This window comes from Vibrio sp. Isolate33, assembly GCF_022397895.1.
In the GTDB taxonomy this organism is placed as follows: Bacteria; Pseudomonadota; Gammaproteobacteria; order Enterobacterales; family Vibrionaceae; genus Vibrio; species Vibrio pomeroyi.
On record NZ_JAKEUP010000014.1, the window covers coordinates 135,633 to 141,861 of the forward strand.

5 protein-coding genes and 1 pseudogene are annotated in these 6,229 nt (G+C 40.0%); 4 read left to right on the plus strand and 2 right to left on the minus strand.

Features of this window, described 5'->3' with window-relative positions; all coding sequences use genetic code 11:
* Positions 1-98: 98 nt before the first annotated feature.
* Positions 99-488 (minus strand): hypothetical protein, encoded by a 390-nt coding sequence (locus L1D37_RS18125; protein ID WP_239848696.1) that lies wholly within the window; start codon positions 486-488, stop codon positions 99-101.
* Positions 489-1,072: 584 nt separating this feature from the next.
* Here L1D37_RS18125 and L1D37_RS18130 point away from each other — a divergent pair.
* Positions 1,073-1,873 (plus strand): hypothetical protein, encoded by an 801-nt coding sequence (locus L1D37_RS18130; protein WP_239848697.1) that lies wholly within the window; start codon positions 1,073-1,075, stop codon positions 1,871-1,873.
* 305 nt (positions 1,874-2,178) lie between these two features.
* Here the strand turns inward: L1D37_RS18130 and L1D37_RS18135 are convergent, their stop codons facing one another.
* Positions 2,179-3,612, minus strand: coding sequence for a DUF4403 family protein (locus L1D37_RS18135; RefSeq protein ID WP_239848698.1), 1,434 nt, complete (start codon positions 3,610-3,612; stop codon positions 2,179-2,181).
* A 740-nt stretch (positions 3,613-4,352) separates the two neighbouring features.
* Here L1D37_RS18135 and L1D37_RS18140 point away from each other — a divergent pair.
* The 3 genes and pseudogenes from L1D37_RS18140 to L1D37_RS18150 all read left to right on the plus strand — a co-directional run bounded on the left by L1D37_RS18140 (position 4,353) and on the right by L1D37_RS18150 (position 6,065).
* Positions 4,353-5,111: a hypothetical protein gene (locus L1D37_RS18140; protein ID WP_239848700.1), complete on the plus strand. Its 759-nt coding sequence runs from the start codon at positions 4,353-4,355 to the stop codon at positions 5,109-5,111.
* A 12-nt stretch (positions 5,112-5,123) separates the two neighbouring features.
* Positions 5,124-5,441 carry a hypothetical protein gene (locus tag L1D37_RS18145; protein ID WP_239848702.1) on the plus strand — a complete coding sequence of 106 codons (318 nt, stop codon included), beginning with the start codon at positions 5,124-5,126 and terminating at the stop codon, positions 5,439-5,441.
* A 308-nt stretch (positions 5,442-5,749) separates the two neighbouring features.
* Positions 5,750-6,065: pseudogene (locus tag L1D37_RS18150) on the plus strand (cytosolic protein).
* Positions 6,066-6,229: the final 164 nt, after the last annotated feature.

Genomic DNA, 6,229 nt, shown 5'->3' on the forward strand with positions numbered 1-6,229 from the left:
TCATTTTTGAGTGACTTCAAGTTCTTGTTGTGTTTGCAACATGGTAGAAATAAACCCATTAATAGTGTCTGAGCCCCCACCAAGATTGTTATAAATCCCTAGAACCCTTGGCTGGATATATATGTCCTCTTCGTACTTTTTTCTTTCATTGCTCCTGACGCTAAATTGGCGTTTGGAATTGTGGTTCTACTGATTTCACTTGGCATCAGCATAATTGAAGATATGCTTTCTCCACTAATACCTAACGTTTGTATGACTAGTGAACCAGAAATTTGATTGGATTCAGCAGTAGCACCTAAAGCAAATAAACTTCCTAAATCTACGTTGCCCTTTTTAACTTGTATGCTCGCAGTCAATCTTAAGCCGATACCAATGTAAGTAGAGATAATTACATCCGCTTTATCCCGCTCTTGAGTTAATGCTGCGGATTTGACGTTTTCTTGATCCGTCGTAATGACAACAGGTAAAGCCTTAGTGTTAAACTTCATATAGTCGAGAACTACAATATAGTTACTTCTAGCAACACCGACTGTCGCTGGACCATATGTAAGACTACCTTTTTTGTCTTTGTTCCAAAGGAGTAGGGGCTAGCTCATTATTGTACAGAAACACGTTAGCTACTTTGCTCTAAATCAGATAAGTTGAATAAGGGTAAGTAATCATTTAATTGGCGATATTAGCGGTAAACGCAGTAATTTTTATGCCTATTTAATAAGAAAGATCTATCAATTTATACCCTAATATTCGAATGCATCATTTGATGGACGAATTCAATGCACTTTAAAACTTATATCTTCCTTTTGAACGTCGCGAGCTTTCGGTTTTATGTTAAGATCTATACAGTTAGAGAGATTGTGAATGACTTTGGCGTATCGAGAGGCTATCTAGTTAAGCTTGGTGGACATAAACCTACTAAACAAAACGGAGCTATCTAGTTGTACGTGTAGTTATATAATCCCAGCAGATTTGAAGCAATGTCAATCTGTTGAGTAGTCACTTTAACTCTCAGTCTAACCGATTAAAAAAAGTTTCATCATAAGGGTGAGTAGCCCGTTCACCCTTTATTCTATATGTGCAAAGAGATAATATTTCGATGAACGCTCCTAATCTCAAAACCAAAACCAAAAAGTTTCTCGAAAGTTGCGAAAAAACTATTGCTAAATTGCTATTTTGGTTAATTTTTCTGATCTGTTGGGCTCCTCACAAACTGTTAAGCTATGTAGAATCTGTTGCTTACAAGAAGAACTCTGAACAGGCCGAAAAAAGCAAAAAAGAACTGTGTTTTAAGGCTAAAAAGAATGGGGTGGTGCTTCAACTCCTTGTGATTTTGGGCTTAATTACAACCTTTGTCTTGATAGCACACTCTGACAAACAAATCCTTGCTGTGTCATCAATTATTGCAGCGTTTCTGACTTTTGCCTGTATGCTGATTCAATACTTTCGTAATCAAAACGCAACGCGTCATTTTCAGTTCTCGAGACACCCTATTTTCGTGAATACACATTCACTTCATCTATCAAAATACTTAATCGACATGCTCAAGAACATCAAGAAGGAAGGTGAGGCTAGTGAATTACTGCATAACCATTACTACCAAAATCCGTATCTTGAAGCATTGGGTTATGCCTTCGATGATCTCAATGCGAAAGTAGTGACGCGTAAGACACACCACTTAGGGCAAGATAAAGTACGCTATGCAGCCGAAAAGCTACTTAAAGATAACGGGTATGAGGTTGAACCCAAAGAAGTATCGCCATTTTGCTCTGTCGTTCTTCGTGCATTATTGTGCTTTGAGTTGAATAAAATGAAACCATCAGACTTCGACAGCTTCCACATCTATAAATTTACTATTACCAAGAAGTCAGCTAGATAAATCCGACTTTTCCGAGTCATAATTTGATTGTTGACCAAGATAATCGCATTAGCTTAGCCGTTGGTCTCATTTAAGATTATTTAGTAAAACCTGTATGAGTAGCCTTTGAATGATTCCCTAGCTTGTTTTCGGTGCAGAAATGAGTCAGAGCAGGCCTGGCTGACTCAATGATGGATAGAAACGAGTTCGAAATTTTCTGACTTGGGAATCTTTCGGATAAGCTCAGGTAGGGTAACACAGCCATAATTTGCTGCCTGAAGCGTAGCGTAAGGCCGTCAAATTGATGGCTTGGTTATGGCTAATTACTATAGATTGTTTAGATTCATCCTCATATCACCGGATGCTTTTGCAGTAACTTGAACACCTTTGCTTTGCACCGTAACTGAATTGACTTCAAAAGTAGAAAGGCTTCCTGTCAAATTTCCGATATTTTCTATTGATATATCTTTCATCTGCTCGTTAGCTAGTTTTTTTGCTTTAGTTAAATCCTTTGAAATATCAAATTTCAAGGCTTCCTGGATCTTTCCTTTAATGAAAGGTGATGCAGCCCATGCAGCTGTATCTAGAATTGCACTCTCAGTATTTACATCGTATTCAATATCGGTAACGATTAATTCATTTTTGCTTTGACTGAACTCTGGGGTGCCTAAGATGTATACCCACCCAGTGCTTCCAAACCAGTCGCCAGAAGACTTTAGGTTAACTTTTGCACCAACAACCAGCCTGCCGCTAGATGCACCAAACACAGAGACTTTTTTAACTGTTACCTTATTGCCTTCGTAGTCGATTTGATATTCTTTCAAACGTTTATTCGCTTGCATTTCCAACTCTGAATAGTCAGCGTTCACGGGAATATTCAATATAAAACCTGACGTTGGCAGGGTCGTTTCCAGAGCCGGGAGAGGCTTTATTTGACGACTATCGTCTGGCTCCCCGAGAGAAATCGAAAAATGTCCCATAATACCAATACCTATATATGCTGTATTGTCAGCTGTAAAGAGCGGGGTGGCATGAAGGCTCGAAACATCACCCAATAACCAAACTTCGTCTTTAATCAATGGTATTGGCTTCTGAGTCATGTCCCACGCTTTCTGAGCTTGGGCTTTAGCATTAATCTTCCCTTGCAAAGATGCATCAAGCTTTGCTTTGAATTTTTCCATCTGTTTATTTAGTGCTTCTCTAGTTTTAGACACTAAATTTATCTTTATTGGGCCAACTTTGATCTGCGCCCCCCTATCCAGAGCATAGTCAAGGTCAATATTTGGCTCTAATTTATACTCACTATTAAGCCTTGGGCTTAGCTTTGCTATTACAGTAAATTGTGTATTAGTATCTTCATGGTGTTTCACACATACACGTTTACTACCGACCAAAAGATCTATACGCGTACATTTTTCCCAGTCTGCTCGTAAATCCACGAGTAGCAGCAAACGAGCTTCAATATTATTATTTCGAGCGTATACAGTTACGTTTCCACGGGTCTTTACATCTGTTTGGATAGAAACTCCATTTCCAACTTTCCGGCCGCTTTCAAAAAAAAGCCGATTCCCAATGCTATTTTCATTGATTGCTTCTTGTAGCAAAGATTGGATTTCACCAGCCTGAATAGATATAGGAAGTGATATTGATGACTCATCTATTGTTGCAGTAGTATCAATATTGAGTCTATCAGGTTCCTTGCTATCAAAGTTGCACCCTGTCAAAACGAGGGTAAGAACAACTAGTTTTATCATTTTCATGCTAATCTCCTTATTAGATGATGTTGACCTATAACGCCAAGCTAACCTGTGAGTGAGCGTGGGCCATGTTTGAGCTATATCGAGTCAAACACGTGTTCACGAATCAGGGTTAAGCGCATCGTAATTACCACAATCCCATGTAATACACTGATTTTAGATCAACTTGCTAGCACCGCCAGTGCAACAAACCACAGCATTTGCGGGCTATACACAAGCACGAATTGAAGTTCGTAGGAGAGCTCGACCCTGCGCAACAAATGCACTTATTGAGTTATTTTCTAATAGCGGGTTTTCACGGCGTTTCCTGTATGAATACAATGCGTATGGCAAGAAAAGTGATGCGGAACGTCAAGGTATGATGGCATTGCCAACTAAGAATAGACTGCAGGTTTTATGGGGTGGTGACACACGCTTCCAACGTAAGAATTTTCCGCTTGAACATTGAGGTCATACTCCGAGCCATTAGGGCAATAAAATTAAATTAGTAGGAACGCCGATTAACTCTATGGCAATCGGAACGACATATAACTACCCAATGCTAGAGCAACCACAGCAGTTCAACGCAACCTTGATGAAAGCGGTTTAGTCAGGCGTCGAGTATTAATTTTAAAGGATGTCTTTAGCTAATGATGCTAAATGATTGAATAAAATAGATTTCAAAAGAAATCTAACCACCAAACCTACAGTTTATACGTTTGCTCTACTAATATAAATGTTGCATATGATTGGGAGCGCGTTAAATGAAATTAATTTTGGTGACACTGCTAATAGCTAGCCCAATGGTCTTAGCAACTGACTTTGACCCTAATTTTTCTAGCGATTTTGGGATCGTTATTCAAGATGAACAAACTTTAACTATTAAACATGGTGTGTCTAACTCTTCTTTTGTAAATGCAGATACGTCTATAAAGCTAAAATCACTACATATGAAGAAAGGTTCACTACTGATTGTTGATTATAGTGCAGGGCATACGCGAATCGAGGCTTTAGAGGCCACTTTTGACGAAGGTTCATCAATAATCGTTGAAGGCAAAGATGGTCATAAAGTTGGTGAAGATGGTTACCCTAGTTCACCGCTTACACTTACATTTCCGAAATTGAAAATGAATGGGGCTTACTTCAAGGCTGTGGGAGGTGACGGAGCCAAAGGAGCAACAGGAGTAAAAGGAAAAAACGCTGGCCAAAAAAAGTGCAGCTCCGGAGATGGTTGGCCAGCGGAAAATGGAGGGAGAGGTGGAGTCGGGGGTAAGGGTGGTAGTAATAACAATATCGTTCTTTATACAGCTTCCCCGAAAAGTGAATTGGACTACACGGTAGATTTTGTCGCGGGAAAAGGAGGTGAAGGCGGTACTGGAGGTCAAGGAGGTGATGGTGCTCCAGGAAAAAAATGCATAGGCTACAAAAGAGGCTCTCGACCTCCAGGCAAAATAGGTCCACCAGGCGCTAGCGGTAAAAAAGGCGAAACAGGTCAGTTTATAGTCATCAATATTACTTCATAAGAGATAAGTAACATGATAAAAAAATTTATTCTAATTCCGATTATTTTTGCGTCAAATATCGTTTGGGCTAACAACGTGTTTCTTGAAGAAAGCACTAACGGTGATAACTATATAATTCTTAAGTTTGAAAATGATAGTGACCAAACTTGCGAAAGTTTCATAGAACTTGAATATTTTGGAAAACTATTTAGTTCATCATCTAGCGAAGATTGGCATAAAAAAGTTGAAGGAAAGTTTAGTATAGTAGCCAATAGCACACACTCGGTTGAATATTATGATTCTATGGCTAAGGACTGGAGAGTCGATGTCCAATGGACTAAATGCGACTAGTCGAGTATCGAGGTTTTCCAATGAATAAGCTATTTATGGTATTTGAGTGGTGAATTACTGCAATCGCTAATTACAATATAGGTATATTCTGCCATTTTTTAGATCATTGTTTCTCAAGTGTGGCGCCCTGCGTGCATATGATACTCTTGTATTTTATGACGTTAGGATATTATTCGATCAAACCATTCCTGTTGGATGATAAGTGCATCATCACCTGCCACAATAACCGCTTTAAGCCACTCAATTTCTCCCACGCTCCCCCCTTGATAGTGATAGAATCCCCGCATTAGAAATATCGAGAAAACGGCATCGACTGGCTGGTGATTACCGCCTTTGAAGAACTGAAACCGATGTTTATCGAAGATGCTGGCCCAATCCCATCGTACTTCTCTATGAACAGCGAATCGAGCCTGATTGACCAAGCCAAGCGGCAGCTATGGTTTTTTGCCAACACTTCGCGGCGTGATCACCGACACTGGCACGTACCAAAGTAAAGACCTTGAAGAAGATTTGAACCCGCAACTAGCGTGTATCGTAGAAGGGCGCGGTCGCGTGTTCATCTACCACGGCGACTACGTAGCATTCGTCGATGACGAGCAAACCTTCATTACCCGAATGAACTAATGCCTCGCGTTTGCGGGGCTTAATTATATGGTCCGCCTCACTCTCAAGCCCTTAAGCTTAGAGTAGGCTCTCAGAATGAGGTGAACCATATGTCTTCTATTCATATTTTAGGTATCGACCTAGGTAAACATTGCTTCCATGCTATCGCACATAACCGTTGTGGC

Coding starts and splice junctions, on each gene's coding strand:
- L1D37_RS18125 (WP_239848696.1), bottom strand. CDS start 488: ATGAAGTTTAACACTAAGGCTTTACCTGTTGTCATTACGACGGATCAA.
- L1D37_RS18135 (WP_239848698.1), bottom strand. CDS start 3,612: ATGAAAATGATAAAACTAGTTGTTCTTACCCTCGTTTTGACAGGGTGC.
- L1D37_RS18140 (WP_239848700.1), top strand. CDS start 4,353: ATGAAATTAATTTTGGTGACACTGCTAATAGCTAGCCCAATGGTCTTA.
- L1D37_RS18145 (WP_239848702.1), top strand. CDS start 5,124: ATGATAAAAAAATTTATTCTAATTCCGATTATTTTTGCGTCAAATATC.